Annotated in this window: 6 protein-coding genes; 4 read left to right on the top strand and 2 right to left on the bottom strand. The window is 69.1% G+C overall.

The features are described 5' to 3' along the window. Positions 1–11: 11 nt before the first annotated feature. The 3 genes from M2163_RS03620 to M2163_RS03610 all read left to right on the top strand — a co-directional run bounded on the left by M2163_RS03620 (position 12) and on the right by M2163_RS03610 (position 4,546). A complete protein-coding gene (locus tag M2163_RS03620) occupies positions 12–1,697 on the top strand; it encodes a tannase/feruloyl esterase family alpha/beta hydrolase (protein ID WP_280893083.1) in 1,686 nt (561 codons plus the stop codon). A gap of 773 nt (positions 1,698–2,470) precedes the next feature. Next, positions 2,471–3,700, top strand: a complete 1,230-nt coding sequence (locus M2163_RS03615) for a ricin-type beta-trefoil lectin domain protein (protein ID WP_280893082.1) — start codon at positions 2,471–2,473, stop codon at positions 3,698–3,700. A 66-nt stretch (positions 3,701–3,766) separates the two neighbouring features. Beyond that, a complete protein-coding gene (locus M2163_RS03610; RefSeq protein WP_280854524.1) occupies positions 3,767–4,546 on the top strand; it encodes an SURF1 family protein in 780 nt (259 codons plus the stop codon). Between the two features lie 51 nt (positions 4,547–4,597). Here the strand turns inward: M2163_RS03610 and M2163_RS03605 are convergent, their stop codons facing one another. Next, positions 4,598–12,682, bottom strand: a complete 8,085-nt coding sequence (locus M2163_RS03605; protein ID WP_280893081.1) for a type I polyketide synthase — start codon at positions 12,680–12,682, stop codon at positions 4,598–4,600. Positions 12,683–13,666: 984 nt separating this feature from the next. Beyond that, on the bottom strand, positions 13,667–14,356 hold the full coding sequence (locus M2163_RS03600; RefSeq protein ID WP_280893080.1) for a hypothetical protein: 690 nt from the start codon (positions 14,354–14,356) through the stop codon (positions 13,667–13,669). A gap of 1,253 nt (positions 14,357–15,609) precedes the next feature. Between M2163_RS03600 and M2163_RS03595 the strand changes: the two genes are divergently transcribed. Further along, entirely contained in the window at positions 15,610–15,750 is a 141-nt protein-coding gene (locus M2163_RS03595) for a hypothetical protein (protein WP_348541002.1), read from the top strand. The last annotated feature ends 74 nt before the right edge of the window (positions 15,751–15,824 follow it).

The raw sequence follows: 15,824 nt of genomic DNA, 5'->3' as shown, positions 1-15,824 counted from the left end.
AAGAGGCCAGTGTGAGGAGACCAACGGCAAACGGGCTGCGGACGCGTCGGCTCGCCGCGCTTGCCGCCATGATGATGTCGGCGGGTGCCATTCAGGTACTCGGGGCCGGGCCCGCCACGGCGACGACCCCGGCCGAGGCCACCCACGCGACGACGGTGCCGCGATGTTCCGCGCTGGAACAGATGACGATCCCGGCATGGGCCATGAGCCTGCCGACGACCGGCGGCCGCGTCACTTCCACAGCGGTCATGACCAGCCTGGTCAGTGGCGTGACGGTCGAGTACTGCCAAGTCGGCGTCGACCTCCATCCCGTCGATCCGTCGGCACCCGAGATCAAGATGCGCATCGACCTGCCCTACGACTGGAATCGCAAGGCGATGATGTTCGGTGGCGGAGGCTACAACGGCACCATTCCCGACCTGACGCAGAATGTGCCGTTCGGCCCCAAGGATCAGCCGGCGCCTTTGGCTCGCCGCTATGCGACCTTCGCCGGCGATTCCGGTCATCAGCAAAGCCCGGCAGCGGTTCCGAGCTTGGACGGGTCGTTCGGAGTGAACGACGAGGCCTTGAGCAACTTCGCCGCCGGTGACGCACTCAAAAAGACGCGCGACGCGAGTCTGTTCCTCATCCGGCAGGCCTACGGTGCCCATCCCGCCGAGATCTACTTCGCGGGCGGCTCGACGGGCGGCCGCGAAGCTCTCGTCGTCGCCCAGCGGTGGCCCAGGGCGTTCGACGGTGTGATCTCCGCCTATCCAGCCTGGAACAACCTCAGCGAACTGCTGGACCTGGGGTACCTCGCACAGGTCCTGTCACGCCCCGGCGCCTTTCCCGGACCCGAGAAACAGACGCTCCTCTACGACAGCGTCATCAACGCGTGCGACGGTGTGGACGGTGTCGAGGACGGCGTCATCTCGCACCCGAGCGGCTGTCACTTCGACCCGCGGGTGCTTCGCTGCCCTGCTGGTGCCGACACCGGCCCTACATGTCTGTCGGACCCTCAGATCACCTCCGTGATCGCCATGTCGTCCCCGTTCACATGGCCGTACCGAATCGACAGTGGCGAGAGGGCATACCCGGGTTTCCCGTTCCTGTCAGGGGCGGACATGAGGACGCCGTTCCTCGGCTTCGGCGATACGGCGCCGACCGATCCCATGCCCGTGACCAGCGGCTACGGGATGCAGTACTGGGAGCAGTGGGTCAAGTACTTCCTGACCCGGGACCCGCACCACAACTCCCTCGATGTCGACCCCAGACACCCCGGGAAGTGGCTCGACCGCATCAGTCATCTGTCCACGATCGAGGATCGCAACAACGCGGATCTCCGCCCGTTCGCACGTGCCGGCGGCAAGCTGATCCTGCTCCACGGTGCCGCGGACGAGCTGGTCTCCTCCCGCTCCACGAGTGACTACTACCGGCGCGTGCGCGACCTGTCGGGTCCGGATGCGACCCACTCGTTCATGCGGTACTACCTGGTGCCCGGGGCGAACCACGCGAACTTCGGCACGCCGGCGTTCGCCGCCGGCTGGGACTCCCTCTCCGCGCTCGAACGATGGGTGGAGGAAGGGCAGGCACCCATGCATCCGACTGTGACCGACGCGAACCACCACCGCACACGTCCACTGTGCGCTTATCCGGCCTGGCCCAGGTATCGCACAGGTGATCCCGACAGCGCATCGAGCTTCGCGTGCTCACGCTGACGGTGCAGCAGAGGGGCGCGAACGGACGGGGCACGGGGCGCGGGCGAGCGACGGAATGAGCAGGATCGACCACCGCTTGATCCGCGCGCCCTGCTGCGTTGGGAGGTGCGCGGACCTGATCACGGCGCGGTCCTTCGCGCGGGCCGACGCCCTGCTGGGCATGGTCTGGCCGGTGCACGACCTACGGCATACCGCCGCGCCGAGGATGGCCCAGCACGAGTGCCCGACCACGCGAGACGTACGACCGCTCCCAGGACACGCGCCTGAGCACGCCCGTCGGCATCCACCTGGTCAAGGCGAAGCTCAAGTCATCGATTCGGGACGGACTCGACGCGCAGGGCCTGATGGCCGCGGCGGGCCACTTCAATGCGCCGACCGCGGGTGAAGTCACCAGCGGCGGCCCGACAATGATCCGGATTGTTGAGGACGGCAGCAGTACCGACCATGCCGGAGCCGGTATGTGGGTCCTGGCTTCGTTCGGCGCGCCGCACACCTTCGCCACTTGACCGGCGGCACGGCGGTCCTGGGTGGAGTCCGGGCAGCCGTGGTCCTAGGCATACGGCAATTGGCACCGCGACCCAGACGGTTCGTGGACGCGTTCGCACTCTTGGCCCAGTACATGACACCCGTTAGGGTCCTTATGACAACGTTGCCCAGTCGGGCTCCGTCTCGCTCATGCCTGTCCCACTTCTGGGAGGAACCGAATGCCGGGTCCGCACATGAAGAACGGCGTCCACCTCCGGGCATGGGCACGCGGGGCGTGCGCCGCCGCGGTGGCGTTGGCCGCCGCAGTGCCGGCTTCGGCTGCCTGGGCACAGGCCCCGTTCGAGCCCCGCAGCGCTGTCGTTGCCGCCTCGGGACTCGACCTGGTGGCGATGGGCAGTTCCTTCGCGGCGGGTCCGGGCATTCCGCCGGTGCAGACGAGCACTGGCGCCGCAGCGTGCGCCCGATCGGCGAACAACTACGCCAGCCTCGTGGCCCGGGAGACCGGAGCGAACCTGACGGATGTCTCGTGCAGCGGCGCGACCACCGCCAACGTATTGACCACCAGCCAGGCCGGACAGCCGCCGCAGGTGCAGGCGGTGACCTCGGCGACCCGCGTGGTCACGGTCACGATCGGCGGCAACGACGTCAACTACCTCGGCAGCATCAATACTTACTCCTGTCAGACCAGTGGCGGCACCAACTGCGGCAGCGTGGACCAGAACGCGATCAACCAGACGTTTCCGTCGCTGGCGGGTCGTATCCAGAACATCGTCAACGCGGTGCATGGCAGGGCGCCCCAGGCCCATGTCTACCTGGTCAACTACTTCACACTCCTGCCGGACGCCGGAGTGTGTGCCGGCGTCCCTCTCACCGGTGACCAGGCGGCTTTCGAACGCAGCATCGCCTCGCGCCTGGCAGACGCCACCGCCAGCGCGGCCGCCGCCACAGGGGCGACCCTGATCGATCTGGCCGCCGCCAGTCACGGACATGACGCGTGCGCCGCGAACCCGTGGGTCGAGACGTACCGTCCGGCCGCGGGACGTGCCACGTACCACCCCAATGAAGCAGGGATGCGGGCAGCGGCGTCACTCGTGGAATCCGCCCTCAACTCCGCAGGCCAACTCCGCACCGTCGCGTTCCGTTCAGGGATCGCGGGCAAGTGTCTCGACGTGCAGGGCTCCGGCACCGCCAACGGCACACATGTGCAGTTGTACGGGTGCAACGGCACAGGTGCGCAGCGGTGGACGTACACACCGGACGCGGGTGGCGCCCTTCGCGCGCTGGGCGGCTGCCTCGACGTCAGCAACAGCGGGACCGAGAACAGGACCAAGGTGCAGCTGTGGGAGTGCAACGGCTCTGGCGCGCAGCGTTGGGTGACGGGCCCCAACTCGTCTCTGGTCAACCCGCAGTCGGGGCGTTGCCTCGACGACCCGGGCAGCTCCACGGTCGACGGGACTCAACTGCAGATCTACGACTGCAACGGTGCGGCCGCGCAGCGGTGGACGCCGACCGCCTGACCTCTCGACCGGTTGGCACTGACCCCGCCGCGGGTCCCCGTCTTGTCGCGCCGTACCGTTGAAGGCGTGTACCGGTTTCTGCTGACATCCCGTTGGTGGGCGATCAACATCTTCGTGCTGCTCGCCGTACCCTTGTGCGTTTTTCTCGGGTCGTGGCAGCTGAGCCGGTTCGAGGACAGGATGCAGGACCACCGCGAGGCAAGCGAACAGGTCAGCAATGATCGGCACGAGCCGGCCGGCCCGCTGCGTGCGCTGTTGCCCGTGAACAAGGCCACGTCCGGCCGACAGGCTACCGCGACCGGGCGGTACGGCAAGCAGCTGCTGGTTCCCGACCGCGACCTGGACGACAAGCAGGGTTTCTACGTCCTGACGCTGCTGCGCACCGACGGCGGCAAGGCGCTGCCCGTGGTACGGGGCTGGCTGCCGGGTTCCGCCGATGTCGCGAAGGCGCCCGTCGCACCCACCGGTGAGGTCACCGTCACCGGCGCGCTGCAGGGGTCCGAGACGCCCGGCGACGACGGGGTGAGCGCCCAGGGTGGTCTGCCGGCCGGGCAGACCGGGGCGATCAGCGCCGCGTCGCTGGTCAACCTCGTGCCCTACGACGTATACGACGCGTGGGTCACGCTCGACAAGGCCGACAGCGGGATGACGGCCGTGCCGCCCAGGGCCCCCACCGGCTCCGGCCTCGACCTGAAGGCGTTCCAGAACCTCGGCTACACCGGCGAGTGGTTCGTCTTCGCCGGCTTCGTGCTCTTCATGTGGTTCCGGCTGCTGCGCCGCGAGGTCGAGGTCGCGCGGGACGCGGAGATGGGCCTGGTGGCGGAGGAGGAGACCGGAGCAGTCTGACGGCGTCACCGTGCGAATCACGGCGGGTACGCCCGGCTGGATGAAGTACGGTCACTCGTCGCCCCCGTCACGTACAAGGGACTTGATCCACGCGCTGACTGCGGCGGCCGTGGTCTGAGAGTGCTGCTGCCACAGCGAGAAGTGGTCGCCGGGGACGTCGACTTGGGCGTGGGGGAGGGGCCAGGAGGTTCGCCATTCGTCGCCTTGAACGCGCCCAGCCATGTCGATGGTCGGTGCGGTGGCGCGCACCAGCAGGGTGGGTGCGCCGACCGGCTGCGGCTTCCAGTTGAGGAACATGCGGGTATACGCCCCCAATGCCGCGACGCCGGCGTCCTCGTCGCCCGTGAACTCGTGGCCGCCCAGGTGCGGTGCGATGACTGCCGGCAGCGACAGCAGCCACTCCTTGTCACTGTTGCCGTCGTCGATGAGGTATGTGTCCAGCAGCACCAGCCCGGCGGGAGCCGCGCCCATGGCCTCAAGGCGCTGGGTGACGGCCTGTGCCACCGCGCCGCCGGTGCTGGCGCCGACGATCACGCAGCGTCGTTCGCCCAGGTGCCGCAGCACCGACTCGGCGTGCGTGAGGGCAAGCGTCTCCACATCGGCCGGCAGTTCGTGGCCCGCGCTGATTCCGGGGTGCGGAAACTCGAAGACGTCCCACTCGCCCTCGAAACAGGCATGGAAGCGGGCGAATTCGCCGCCGGGGGCGGCGAGGGCAGGCTGGATGCCCGGGAAGAAGACGAGCACCGGGCGTTCGCCGGGTCCGGTCGCACGCCGCACCGGCGGCAGTGCATGTCGTCGGCTGTCGGCCGCCTGGTAGGTCGGGACGGCCCAGGACGCCGTGACGAGCATGTGCATCGCGTCGATCACCCGGCCTGCCTCGCAGACTTGCCGGTAAAGGGAGGACAGGGTCTGCGCGGGCCGCCGTCCTGCCGGCTGCCCGGCGCGTGATGTGGTCGTGGGCAGGTCGTCCTCCAGCAGACCGAGTACGTGACGGGCCAGCTCCTGCGGTGTCGGATGCTCGAAGACCACGGTGGCGGGGAGCCTGAGCCCTAGCGCCACGCTCAGCCGATTACGGAGCTGTACCGCCGTCAGAGAGTCGAAACCCAGCTCGATGTAGGACCTGCCCTGTGGGAGCGAGGTGGCGTCCGGGTAGCCGAGTACTTGCGCCACATCGGTGTTGAGCAACTCCACCAGAGTGTTCAGGCGCTGTGCGGGTGACGCTTCGGCCAGCAGCCTGTGCCAGCTGCCTGGCTGTTCTCGTTCGCCCGAGTTCGGGTGGCCGGCTCCGGGTGGAGATGTGGCAGGGCGCACCAGACCCCGCAGGAGCGGTGGCAGATGTGTCCGGGCGGAACGGAGGGCGGCCCGGTCCAGGAGGGCGGGAACCACCACGGGCTCGCTCGTGCGAAGTGCCGCGTCGAACAGGGCGAGCCCCTGATCCACGGTGAGCGGCCGCAGTGCGTCCGGCGTCAGCCGGTGTGTGCCGGTCATCCCGCTTTCTGTGCTCCAAGGCCCCCACGCGAGGGAGAGGGCAGGCAATCCCAGCCGGGTGCGGTGGTGGGCCAGGGCGTCGAGGAAGGAATTCGCCGCGGCGTAGTTCCCCTGTCCCGCACGGCCCAGCAGGCCGGACACGGAGGAGAACAAGATGAAGGCCGACAGGTCCAGATCCTTGGTCAGTTCGTGCAGATACCACGCCGCGTCTGCCTTCGGACGCAGCACCGCCGCCATGCGTTGCGGTGTCAGGGATGCCAGAACTCCGTCGTCCAGGACCCCGGCGGCATGCACCACGCCGGTCAGCTCCGGTCCACACGCGCTGATCAGATCGGCCAGCGCGGCCCGGTCGGTGACGTCACAGGCGATGATGCGGACCTCGGCGCCCAACTCCAGTAACTCGGCGAGCAGTTGGGCGGCGCCCGGTGCTTCGGGGCCGCGGCGTCCGGCCAGCACCAGGCGGCGCACGCCATGTGACCTCACGAGGTGTCTGGCGAGTTCTGCACCGAGGGCGCCGGTGCCGCCGGTGATCAACAGCGTGCCCTCAGGGCGGAGTGCCACGGGTGTGCCTTCCGTGGCGGACGGTGTCAGGCGCGGTACCGTCAAACGTCCTTCGCGGATGGAGAGTTGGGGTTCTCCCGAGGCAACGGCCGCGGGTAGTTGCCGTAGTGATGCCGGTCGCTCGTCCACGTCGACGAGCACGATCTGCCCGGGCAGCTCCGACTGGGCCGCGCGCACCAGTCCCCACACCGCGGCTCCCGCTGTGTCGGGTGCAGCTGTCATGGAGGTGGCGTTGCGTGTGACGACCACCAACTGGGAGCCCGCCGTCCGCGGATCGTGCTGCCAGCTCTGGAGAGCGCGGTGCACTGTGTCGGTCAGCCGGTGCAGGGTGGTGAGCGGGTCGGCGTCCCCCGTGGGTCCGGCCGCCGTGACGAGGACGGTGTGCGGATCGGGCACAGGGGAGAGCGCCAGCTCAGGGATCACCCGTGACAGGTCCAGCCCGCCGTCCGAGGTGTTGTCCAGGAGGGCCCAGCGTGAGGTGTCGGCGGAGTGCTCCCCTGCTATGACTGTCCACTCGGGGCGCAACAAGGCTTGCCTGGCCGAGTCGCGACTGAGGGTGGGCAGTTCGCGGGTCGTCATGGAGTCGATGTGGGCCACCGGAGTGCCGTCGGGGGTTTCGAGAGTTGCTGTGACCGTGTCCGTGGCCGCACCGAGTGAGATCCGTACCCGGACCTCCGTGGGACCTGTCGTGCCGGGCTGGAAGCCGTTCCATGAGAAGGGAACGCGGATGGCTGCATCGGGTGCCGTCCCGGTGAGCAGGGGAGCGTGCAGGGCCGCGTCCAGCAGGGCCGGATGGATCCCGTAGCCGCCGGCTGCGGCCTTTTCCGCTTCCGGCAGGCGGGCCTCGACGAACAGCTCGTCGGCCCGCCGCCACATCGCCCGTACGCACCGAAAGGCGGGACCGTAGGCCAGGCCTGTGTCCGCGAGGGTGTCGTAGGCGTCGGCCAGGTCGACCCCGGTGGCACCCTCCGGAGGCCACACCGATTCCTGGGGCGCCACGGGAGGAGAGGCCAGTCCGAGGAAGCCGGTGGCATGCCTGGTCCAGGAGCCGTCCGCGCTGTCCGGTTCGTCACTCCGTGCGTGGATGTCAACGGGGCGCCGGCCCGCGTCGTCCGCTGCGCTCACGACGACCTGGAGGCGCAGTTCACCCGTCGGCGGGAGGGGCAGCGGAGTGAGGACGAGGAGCTCGTCCAGTGCACCGCACCCCATCTCGCGGCCCGCCTGCACGGCCAGCTCCACGAACACCGTTGAAGGAATGACGGCCGACCCGGAGACCGTGTGATCGGCGAGCCACGGCTGAGCCGCAGCGGAGAGCCGACCGGCGAACACCGTCCGGTCGGTGTCCGGGACGGCGAACCCCGGCTCCAGCAGCGGATGACCGGCGGCGGTCGCAGCGGGACGTGGCGTGGGCAAGGCCTGCAGCCAGTACCGCTGCCGGTGGAAGGCATACGTCGGCAGGTCCACCCGCCGTGCACCGGTGTGAGCGAACACCGCGGGCCAGTCGACACGCGCTCCGTGCACATGGAGCCGCGCCACTGCCGAGAGGAGGGCCTCGGGCTCGGGCTCGTCGGCGGGGAACGAGGCGACGAAGATGCCGTCACCCCTCAGACAGTCCTCGGCGGCGGCGGTGAGGCCGGTTCCGGGGCCGATCTCCAGGCACGCCGAGACGCCCTTGTCCGCGAGGGAGAGCACAGCGTCGGCGAAGCGGACCGGTTGGCGTGCGTGCCTGACCCAGTACTCCGGCGAGCACAGCTCATCTGCCTCGGTCGGACGGCCCGTCAGGGTGGAGATCACCGGTATGCGCGCAGGGTGGAACGTCAGCCCTTGCGTAACTCGGCGGAAGTCGTCGAGCATCGGTTCCACCAAGGGGGAGTGGAAGGCATGGCTGACGCGCAGGCGGGCGGTTCTGCGGCCGCGTTGCCTGAACTCCGCCTCGATCGCCAGCACCACGTCCCGCAGTCCGGAGATCACTACCGTGCGCGGGCCATTGACGGAGGCGATCGCCACCGGCCCGTCGGCGTCCGCCAGTGCCTTGAGCACCTCCGCCTCCGGGGCGTGCAGAGCCACCATTGCCCCGTTGTCCGGAAGGGCCTGCATCAACCTGCCTCGCGCGGCGACGAGTCGAGCCGCGTCCGAGAGATCCAGAACACCGGCGACATGGGCGGCGGCCAGCTCCCCCACGGAGTGGCCCACCAAGAAGTCGGCGGACACCCCCCACGACGCCAGCAGACGGAACGCGGCGACCTCGAAGGCGAACAGGCCGGCCTGGGTGAAGTCTGTGCGGTTGAGCAGGGCACCCTCGGGCGAGCCCGCCTCGGCGGAGAGCACCGCGGTCAGCGGCAGAGCGAGGTGACCGTCCAGCTCCTCACAGACCTCGTCGAAGGCGGCAGCGAAGACCGGAAACACCGTACGCAGCCGCGCGCCCATGCGGGGACGTTGGGCGCCCTGGCCGGTGAACAGGAACGACGTGCGCAGGCTCGTGTCGGCGACAGCTCGTACCGAGTCCGGGACCTCGCGGCCCTCGGCCAGCTCATGCAGCGCGGCCGTCATGCGGGAGCGGTCCGCTGCGGCGACCATCGCACGGTGGGTGAGCGCCGACCTCGATGCCGCCAGTGAGAAGCTGACGTCGGACGCCGAGAGATCAGGACGGGCCGCCAAGTGGTCCGCCAGACGCCGGGCTTGGGACCGCAGGGCCTGTTCGTCGGCGCCGGAGAGAATCCAGGGCGCTGTCACCGCGATGCCAGGACCGTCAGCGGGCGGGACTGGGGCCTCCTCCAGGATCACGTGGGCGTTCGTCCCGCCGATACCGAAGGCCGAGACACCGGCCCGGCGCGGTGTGGGGCCCTTCGCGGGCCAGGGGCGGGGCTCGGCCAGCAGTTCTACGTGGCCCGTGGACCAGTCGACCTTTGGCGTGGGGTTCTGCGCGTGAAGCGTCCGGGGCAATTCCTCATGACGCATGGCCTGCACCATCTTGATGACCCCGGCGACCCCGGCAGCTGCCTGCGTGTGCCCGAGGTTGGACTTGACGGAACCGAGCCACAAGGGCGGCCCGTCCGCAGGCCGGCCCTGCCCGTACGTGGCCAGCAGGGCCGTTGCCTCGATGGGGTCGCCGAGCATCGTGCCCGTGCCGTGCGCCTCGACCACGTCCACGTCGCCCGGTCGGAGGCCCGCGTCGGCCAACGCGCTCTCGATCAGGCGTTGTTGGGCCTGGCCGTTCGGGGCCGTGAGGCCGTTGGAGGCGCCGTCGGAGTTGACGGCGGACCCGCGCAGTACGGCCAGCACGGGATGGCCGCGGCGTCGGGCGTCGGACAGACGCTCCAGCAGGACCAGACCGACGCCCTCGGCCCAGGCGGTGCCGTCGGCGGCGGACGAGAAGGACTTGCAGCGGCCGTCGGGTGCGAGCGTGCGTTGTCGGCTGAAAGCCGTGAACGCCCTGGGAGTCGCCATTACGGTGACTCCGCCGGCCACGGCGAGGGAGCACTCGCCGGAGCGAAGCGCCTTGGCCGCCCAGTGCAGCGCCACCAGCGAGGACGAGCAGGCGGTGTCGAGCGTGATGGCGGGTCCGCGCAGGCCATAGACGTAGGAGACGCGGCCGGAGGCCACGCTTCCGGTCGCACCGAGGGCCAGGTGGGCTTCCACGTCGTGCGGGTCGATGGGGCGGGAGGCATAGTCGCCGTGCATCACGCCCACGAAGACGCCCGTGTCGCTGTCGCGCAAGGCGCTCGGTGCGATGCCGGCCCGTTCCCACAGTTCCCACGACGTCTCCAGCAGCAGCCGTTGCTGCGGGTCCATGGCCAGTGCTTCTCGGGGGGATATGCCGAACAGTCCTGGGTCGAACTCCGCGGCCTGGTGCAGAAAGCCGCCGTGGCGGGTGTACGAGGTGCCTGTGCGGTCCGGGTCCGGGTCGTAGAGGGCGGCCAGGTCCCAGCCGCGGTCCGTGGGGAATGCGGTGATCGCGTCGCGGCCCGCCGACACCAGTTCCCACAGGTCGTCGGGAGAGTTCACCTCACCGGGATAGCGGCAGGCCATGGCGACGATGACCACGGGGTCGGACGTATCGGGGTCGGCAGCGGGGCGTTGTCCGGCGTCGGTGTGCGAGGGGAAGAGGGTGTTGTGGATCTGCCGGGTCAGTGCGGCCGGTGTGGGGTGATCGAAGACCAGCGTCGACGCGAGCCGCAGTCCGGTCGCCTCGCCCAGGCGGTCGGTCAGCGTTACGGCTCCCACGGACGTGAGCCCGAGATCGGCGAAGGTGGTGTCGCTGTCGAGGGCCTCGTGTGTTTTGTCACCGCAGACGGCGGCTGTCTCGGCGAGCACCGCTTCACGCAGTGTGCGCTCGCGCGCGTGCGGGGGAAGAGACAGCAGGTGCCGGCGCAGAGCGGCACCGGTGCCCGCGGGGCCGGAAGGGGCCCGACGGGCACTTGTCGTGGTCCGGGCCGTGGTGGTGACGACCGCATGGCGGGCGATCTTTCCGGATCCCGTGCGGGGGACAGCCGCGATTTCACGGATCTCGGCGGGCACTTTGAACTCGGCCAGGTGCGCGCGGCAGGCATCCAGGACATCGCTGGGGTTGAATCCTTCCGGTCCCGGTACCACATGGGCGACGGGTACTTCACCGAGGATCTCGTGCGGCAGGCCCACCACTACCGCGTCCCGGACACCGGGACAGCGCAGAAGCACCTGCTCGATTTCCGCGGGGTGGATGTTCTCGCCTCCGCGAATGATCAACTCGCTGACCCGGCCGGTGACGACGAGATGACCGTGCTCGATGCGCCGGCCCAGGTCTCCGGTGCGGTACCAGCCGTCGTAGAGCGCGGCCTCGGTCTCCTCGGTGTGCTTGTGGTAGCCGCTCATCAGGCTCGGACCGCGTACCCATATCTCGCCTTCGTCGCCGTCCGCGACGTCGGTGCCGAGACCGGGGTCCACGATGCGTACGTCCATTCCGGGAACGGGCGGTCCGCACGAGCCGTCGGGCCGCGGTTCATCCAGACGCATCACCGCGATCATTCCGCAGGTCTCGGTGCTGCCGTAGGCGTTGAGGAGCGGTGCTCCCAGCAGCGTCTCCACGGACGTGCTCAGGGAGGGGGCGCTCGGTGCCCCGGCCACGATGCAGGCGCGCAGGCTGGACGTCAGAGGTGTGTGCGCCGATGCCACGAGTTGGTGGTAGGTGGCGGGTACTCCGGCGAGGAGGGTGTAGGGGCCGTCCAGGGCCGTGTGAGGTTTGCTGAGTTCACGTAACAGCCCATCGGGCGGGAGGTGTTCGGCCATGAGTCTCGCGCTTGCACCGGTGGCGGTGACGCCCAGGACGGCGAAGGAATGCCCGAAGCTGTGGGACAGCGGCAGCGGCCACAGAATCCGGTCCTGGGACGAGAGGCCGAAGAGGGGGGCGTAGCACGCGGCCGTCGACCACAGCGCGGCGCGCTGCGTGGACACCACGGCCTTGGGGCGGTGCGTGGTGCCGGACGTATAAAGCATCCAGGCCGGCTCGTCGAGTCCCAGATCGTCCCGGGGTGCGTCGCGGGCGTCGGTGGCGGCACTCCGGAACAGGGCCGTCCCCTCGGGGGCGTCCTGGGGAACGGGACCGGCGCCCGTGAGCAGTATGCGCGGACTGCCGGCTTCGGGGGCGAAGCGGTGCCGCCTGGCCAGTTGGGAGGGGTCGGTCACGAGGACGGACGCGCCACTGTCCTTGAGGAAGTGGGCGAGCTCGGCGTCCGAGGACCGGGGATTGAGCGGCACACCGACCGCTCCTGCCCTGACGGCGGCCAGCAGGATTTCCGCCAGCTCCACGCAGTTGCCCAGACAGATCGCAATCCGGTCCCCGCGTCGTAGTCCCATGCGAGCCAGTGACGCGGCCAGGCGCGCTGTGCGCTGCTCAAGATCCTTGTACGTGACGGCCCGCGCGTCGTCGGCGAAGGCGACCCGCGAAGGTGACCTCTTCGCGTGTTCCTTCAGCAGTTCCGGCAGCGGCCGGATCAGTCCCTCATCCACTGTCGCCCGCTCCTCCGACGCGCGTCGCAGTTCGGCGGTCGCAGGTGCCGTGCTGTCAGACAGAGCCAGCACACCGCCGTCCAGGCGGTTTCTCCGAGCCATCACGATGCCACCTTAAGAGAGAACGTTCGGTGTTGTCCTGTCGATCGCGGTAGGCAGCGCAGCGAAGACACGTGAAGCACGTCTCCAGCGGGCCCCGCGCAGTGGGGCAAAGCGTCTGCTCGACGGAGAGGGCGTCCGCGGCCGAGGTGAGGAGTAGCGCCGTGGGGGCGATCTCCTCGACTTCACTGACTCTTCCGGAGGAACGAGGCCCGCTTGTCGGCAAGCCGGCCGTCGCTGCGCCCGGGCAGGAGCAGGGTGGCGACGGGCGCCGGAACGATGGCGTCCACGGGGCACGCAGTGCGATGCGGCGTCGAGTGCCAGAGCGCGCGTGAGGCCGACGACGCCGCACTCATGGCGAGTGAGCGAGCAGATGGCGTTGCTGCGCCCCGAGTTTTGTCCTTCGTCGCTGTGCAGTACGCACGCGCCACGAGGTAGATGCCGCGCAGGTGGACACCCGATGACGCGGTCCCATGCGCGGGGCCGATGTCGTTGAAAGGACGGTCGCCCCCTCCGGCGCCGACCGAGTCGACGACGACATCGGTGAGACCGGGTGCGTCGCGGGCCCTGCGCCGATATCTCGGCTGCCGCCGGTTACAAGTGCGGGACGATCGGTGCGGTCGAACAGGTCAGTCGGCTGAGAGGAACCAGCTCTGCGACGCACGTGGGGTCGGCGCCGCGCCGGAACGGCTCGTCGGCCAGTGACGCCCGCAGGCGCCGGCCCGCTTCAGCCGGCCGCCCCGCCTGCCTCCCGTGCGGTTACTGCTCCCGCGACGCACCGAACGGCGTCGCCCGAAGTTGGTCGCATCCAGGATCCGGCGACAGGCTGCCACGGCAAGAAGGCGCCCAGCTCCCGAGGGGGGAAGCGACAGAAGGGTGGCGCACCGTTTCGTTCGCCGGTTCTTCGGCAGTTGATGTCATTACGGCGGGGCAGGATCGGGTGGTCGCGCGAGTCAGGACATGATTCGCGCGACCGCCGCCCGACAGTCATGCAGACTGATCCGTCTGCTCCACCGGTGTGGTCCGATGCGCCGCTTCGGTGGCCGTGTAGAAGACGGCCCTTCCCTGCTTGGTCCGTTCGGCCTGGTTCTTGGCTACGAGACCCTCAAGGGTAGTGCGCACCACAGTCGCCTTGATGTTGCGCTCGGGATGCTGCTTCACCAACGACGTGGTGACTTCTGCCGCGGAACGCGGCTCGCTCAGGCCTACAAGGTGTTCACGCACCAGGTCGACGAGCTTGGGCACGCCCGCTCGGGAAGACGGGCTCTTCGCAGTGCTCTTCTTGGTGGCCTGCTTGCGGCTTTCCGCGGCGGGCTTCCTGCCCTTGCCGGACGGGGTGGACGGCTTCTTTCGAGATGCAGGTACGGTCGCGACAATTTCCGAGGCCGGGACCGTCGTGGTACCGATTGCCTGCTGGATGTTCACCAAAACCGTCTGGTCGTGCCGCAGAGCGGACAACTGCGCTTGGAGCGCCTCGATCTCTTTGCTGAGGCGTTCCTGCTCCTTGACGTTGTGCTCGAGATCGCTGGCCACGCGAGCGCTGTACTGCGAAGCCAACTCGGTGGCTTCGACGGTGGTTTCAGACATGGTCCTCATATCCTTCTCGGGCGTCCCGGTCAGCGAGCGGATGCCCGTGGCGTGGGCGATGCCGACGATGTTTCTCGACTTGTACTTCATGGTGTGCGACGGCGACGACCGCACAGTGCCTTGCAGTGATATCACGGAAGATACATGCCATGTTGTGTGCTGCATGCCGGAGATACAAATGGTAGTAGGGCTACCCCGGCCTGCGGTCGTGCGGCGGCTGGATCCGTCAGTGGGCCGGAGGCCCAGTTCCGCTTTCGGCGAGGAGGGATTCCGGCTCACATAACCCGGGTGAGTCAGTATCACGCGGTCGGAGTTCCTGTCCGAGAATGAGACAGACCGTTCTGCACACATGCAGAAATGCATCCGGCGGCGGCCCATTTCAACCAGTACCGAAAACCTGGGAAATCCTCCACCACCAGGCCGTCATGTCCCCGCACGACAAGCCTGCCCCACTCGGGAGACCTGTTGCCGCCGCCTGCCGTAGCGGGCCAAGTTCTTGAGCTCGTTACAGAATGAGCCGTGTTGACCGGCCAGGTGTCCGGCTCCGTCTCTCCATCCCGGGCGCGGCAACCTACCCACCGCCGACCGCCGGCCGCTTGAACAGGTTCCGCGTGCCCCCCGGGAGTTGTCATACCGAAGGCCATCATCAGCCTGGACCGCGACGTGGCCATCGAGGTCATGCCACTGGCGGGCACCAGGGCCACTGGAGCGAGGCTCGTGCCGGTGACACCGCCGACCAGCGCGCCTCCGTCCGGCCGTCGGCGCGGGCGGAAGGCCGATGAGCACTTGAGGTGCCATCGGCTTGTCGGTTCCTTTGCCGCCAGAGCGGCCGCCCCGACGTCACCGGCATCCGGACGGCTGCCGCTGCCGGACCGGATTGTGCCGGCGGGCGTCGTGTGCGTTCTGCACAAGAGAGTGGCCTGGTGCGACATCCTGCGAGGATGCCCACCAGGGCCTCGTGGCATCCCCGAATACGCGCGTCAACGACGGCACCTGCCGCATCGCACGCGATCACGGCGGCCGCATCACGACGATGCCGACCCCAGGCAGGCACCCGTCCGTGGCCCGGAAGCGGAGGCCGGTGAACTCCAGAGCGGGCTTCCTCGATCCCTTCCCCGCCCTCGCACGGGCCCGGCCGGAAAGCACGCATCGCCTGCTGGTCAGCAGCACAGCCCTTTCCGCCGGCCCGGGGGCTCGGCGCGCCCGTCCTGGTCAGCATCCCACCGGCTGTACGCACGCTCATGTCGCAACCTCGCCCCAGGGGCCGCGGAAGCAAGTCCGGCGTTCCTCGTGACAGCCGCGTTCCTCGCTCTCGTGATCGAGAACCTGTCCGCACGAGCAAGGTGGGGACGGAACGCATCTGGCTGCCCTTCGCAGGGTGGCTGCTGCCCACCGACGCGTTCCTGTCCTGCCCTCGTGCCTGGCTCATCGCGCGGGCGCTGCTGGCCCTGCTCGTCAAGCATCTCCTTCCCACCGGGTGGTGACAGACGCAGGAGGGCGTACGGCCCAGTACCGAGGAGGAGGTGCGGCGTGCGGGCCAGTCCCGTAATGGCGTGGA

The organism is Streptomyces sp. SAI-135 (genome assembly GCF_029893805.1).
Lineage (GTDB): Bacteria > Actinomycetota > Actinomycetes > Streptomycetales > Streptomycetaceae > Streptomyces.
The sequence above is the reverse complement of the archived record's forward strand: the minus strand, read 5'-3'. Positions and strand labels throughout refer to the sequence as shown.